The organism is Streptomyces sp. NPDC051104 (assembly GCF_040682835.1).
GTDB classification, from domain to species: domain Bacteria; phylum Actinomycetota; class Actinomycetes; order Streptomycetales; family Streptomycetaceae; genus Streptomyces; species Streptomyces cynarae.
Genome location: NZ_JBFBBS010000104.1, coordinates 1 through 3,569, shown reverse-complemented (window position 1 = coordinate 3,569; position 3,569 = coordinate 1). Strand labels below are relative to the sequence as shown.

The 3,569-nt window shown below is 67.8% G+C and carries 3 protein-coding genes and 1 pseudogene; 3 read left to right on the top strand and 1 reads right to left on the bottom strand.

What is annotated here, in order from left to right; genetic code table 11:
* Positions 1-999 (top strand): IS701 family transposase (locus tag AB0N14_RS39645; RefSeq protein WP_366030543.1); only part of this gene is annotated, 999 nt, incomplete at its 5' end.
* A gap of 220 nt (positions 1,000-1,219) precedes the next feature.
* Here the strand turns inward: AB0N14_RS39645 and AB0N14_RS39640 are convergent.
* Positions 1,220-2,320 (bottom strand): PP2C family protein-serine/threonine phosphatase, encoded by a 1,101-nt coding sequence (locus AB0N14_RS39640; protein WP_366030542.1) that lies wholly within the window; start codon positions 2,318-2,320, stop codon positions 1,220-1,222.
* Positions 2,321-2,585: 265 nt separating this feature from the next.
* On the opposite strand from AB0N14_RS39640, the pseudogene AB0N14_RS39635 reads away from it, so the two are divergent.
* Positions 2,586-2,726, top strand: a pseudogene (locus AB0N14_RS39635) (AsnC family transcriptional regulator); the annotation flags it as partial.
* A gap of 161 nt (positions 2,727-2,887) precedes the next feature.
* Positions 2,888-3,499: a type IV toxin-antitoxin system AbiEi family antitoxin domain-containing protein gene (locus AB0N14_RS39630; protein WP_366030541.1), complete on the top strand. Its 612-nt coding sequence runs from the start codon at positions 2,888-2,890 to the stop codon at positions 3,497-3,499.
* The last annotated feature ends 70 nt before the right edge of the window (positions 3,500-3,569 follow it).

Here is a 3,569-nt window from a genome sequence, read left to right as displayed (position 1 = left end):
GGCGTTCATCGAGATGCGGCAGGATCCGATCGAACTTGGCCCGTAACACCGCGACAGGCGGGCGCACACTCATGGTCCACCATCCCATCAACTCCGCCTGAGCAAGCAGTAATTGAAATACAAGCCCCCGGCCGCACAGAGAACTGCCAGATCGGCGTCTTCGCCGCCTATGCCAGCACAGCCGGCCGCGCCCTGGTGGACCGCGAGCTCTACCTGCCCAAGTCCTGGACCGACGACCGCGGCCGCTGCCGCGCGGTCAAAGTCCCCGATCAGCGGGAGTTCGCCACCAAGAACACCCTCGCAACGACGATCGTCCGCAGGACGCTGGCCTCGCCGCTGCCGATCGCCTGGGTCACGGCGGACGCCGCTTATGGACAGGACAACCGCTTCCGCCGGATGCTGGAAACATCCGGCGCCGGCTATGTCCTGGCCGTCCCGAAGTCCCAGTTCTCCCTGGCCGGCCCACGCATCGACAGGGCCTTCGAGCAGGCCCCCGACCAGGCATGGGAACGCCGTTCCTGTGGCGCGGGCGCGAAGGGGCAGCGCGAGTACGACTGGGCGGCAGTCCAGTTGCGCCCAGTGGTCGAGTACGACCACCAGGACGGTGTGTTGATCCGTCGACGGTGGGCGCTGGCACGGCGCAGCTTGACCCGGCCGGACGAGATCGCCTACTACCTCGGCTACGCACCGCTGGATGTCGGAGTGGACGAACTGGTGCGCGTGGCTGGCGCCCGTTGGGCGATCGAGGAGTGTTTCCAGGCAGCGAAGAACGAGTGCGGCCTGGACGAGCACGAAGTCCGCCGCTACGTCGGCTGGTATCGACACATCACCTTGGCCATGCTCGCCCACACCTTCCTTGCGGCGATGAGCGCGCGAGCAGCCGAAAAAGGGGATCCATCGGTGAGGATGCCGTGGTCATCGAGCTCACCGTGGCGGAAGTGCGGCGACTCCTGGCAGCTCACACACCCCGAGACCTTCACACCCTCACCCATGCGTTGAGCTGGTCGCACTGACGCCGACGACGCCAAGCGGTGGCCCGCCGCTGCCACTACCGCCGTCGTGGGCACTCCTTCGAGCGGTGTGTGGGCAGAAGCCGTCCGTGACGGCATCCTGCCCGCTACACTCCCACCGCTCCACGTTTCCTCAGGTCAAGGCACGAAGTACTGCTGGAGTATTAGGAACGCCTGTGTTCGGGCGAGCGCCGCGGAACCGAGGGGGCTCACCTCATGATGTCGGTAGGACGAGTGAGGGCGAGCAGGGCCATGTCGTCGGTGATCTGATCGCGGGTGTGCCGGTGGACGTCGTCGACGATGGTGGCGAGGAGCTCGTCCGGGGTACGGGGGCGTCGGCCGGCGAGCCGTTCGCCGGCGTTGTAGAAGGTGCCGCTGATGTCCCGGGCCTCGGTGACGCCGTCGGTGTACAGCAGCAGGCTGGCTCCTCGAGGGAACGCCACGGTGTCGACCGGGCTGATGCCGGCGTCCACCAGTGCCAGGCCCAGGGGCAGAGCGGGCCGGGAGGGCTCCAGCTGGCGTACTGCGCCCTCCACCAGGAGCAGCGGTGCCGGGTGCCCGCGGTTGACCAGCCGTACCCGATCACCCGGCCGTGGGATCTCGGTCAGCACAGCGGTGGTGAAGTCCTCGCCCTGGTCCGGCTCCTGCCGCTGTGCGGCTTCCCGGAGCAGGGTCTGTTCGATCCACTCCGCGAGCCCGGTCAGTGTGGGCGCCCGCTGCGCTCCTTCGCGGAAGGCGCCCAGCACCACGCTGACCGTCTTGACCGCACCCACGCCTTTGCCGCGGACGTCGCCGATCAGGCAGCGCACCCCGTACGGTGTGTCCTGCACCGCGTACAGGTCCCCACCGAGCTGCGCGTCTGTCTGGGCGGCCTCATAGCGTGCGGCGATGCGCAGTGGCCCCACGTGCGACGGTGGCTGCGGCAGCACGGCCCGTTGCACGGCAGCGGCGATGCCCCTCACCGACCGCAGCCGCATCTCGCGGCGGTGCAGCAGACGGTTCAGGAAGACGGCGAGGGCAGCCATCGTGGCGACCGAGACCCAGTCGCTGTAGGCGCCCCGATCCGTGAGCAGGCCGAAGTGCGCGAGCACGGCCAGATCGGCGGCGCACGCGGCCATCCCGACCAGCACGGTCCCGTGCAACGACAGCAGCGGCGCGGCGACAACCGGAGCCGCCGAGAAGAACGCCGCAGCACTGACGTCCCGAGGCGTGAGCAGATCCAGGACGACGCCGAGGACGAGCAGAAACAGGGGTAGCAGGCAGATACCCCTCGGGAGGGGCAGGACCCGGCCCCCGCCGGGCTTGGTCACTGGTCGCTCCCTCCGCTGAATGGGCATCCCCCTCCACAATCCCCGATGCCGGCTGAAGCCCGCGAGTCGGCTCCGATGCCAGTGTGCCGACGCAATGCGCTGACCTCCCCAGCTGCAGCCGCCGTCGGTGGCGATCGCCCGTAAGCGATTGGTCAGCGACCCTGAGCCGACGACGTTGAGCGGGGGTGATCAGATGCCCAGCTCGGGCAGCCAGGCAGCAGTCCGTCGAGCTGGGGATCTGGCCGTTCAGGGTGTTCGATCGGGTATGGCCGCCAGGGCAGAGCGAGACGGAGGACACGTCGTGGACCGGCAGGCCAGAAGCTGGGGCTTTCTCACCAACCACGCACGTGTGCTGCTGGCCATCGCCCGGGACCCCGACCTCCGCCTTCGCGACATCGCCGCGGCCTGCCAAAGGCCACGTGGGCTGCTGAACCGATGCTCGGAGGCCCGTACACTCAGCTCTCCGAGCAGGTCGTGCAGAGAAAATTACGTCTCCGATGGTTCTGCTGCAGAGTTTTTTACATCCAAGGGGTAACTAACTCTGCGATTCTGTGTAACTATCTCTGCATGAACCGTGCGGAGCAGGTGGCTGCTCTCTCTGGAGCCGCCGCAGATCAATGGGGCTTGGTGACGGCCGCGCAAGCCAAGGAGCTGGGCGTCAACGGGGTGCAACTGCTGCGGCTGACAGAAGCCGGCCTCCTGTCGAGCGTGGGCCGCGGCGTCTACCTGCTTACCGCCGCAGGCGTACCGCCCCACCTGGAGGTGAAGGTCGCCTGGCTGCGCCTGCAGCCCAAGAAATTCCTGTGGGATCGGCCCGTCGGTGACCCGGATTCGGGCGTCGTTTCCCACGCTTCCGCCTGCCAGCTACTGGACCTCGGAGACATCCCCGCCCCAGAAGTAGAGATCAGTGTCCCGCGCCGGCGGACCACGACCGAGCCGTTCGTCCGCCTGCGTACCGCGCAGGTCGCAGCGACAGAGATCACCACAGTCGACGGCCTGCCCGTCACCACAGCCATGCGCACCATCACCGACCTGCTGCACGCCGGTGCCGACGGCGGGCACATCGGTGGAGTCATCGCCGACGCCGAACGCCGCGACCTGATCACTGTGGACGACTTGGCACAACGGGTTCAACCATTGGCCCGGAAGTACGGCCTAATACTCCAGCCGGAGATGTGATCTTTATGGCTGCTGGGTGGCTTGGCGTTGGTAGTGGCTGCGGCGGGCTCGGGCCTGGTGGCGTCGGCGC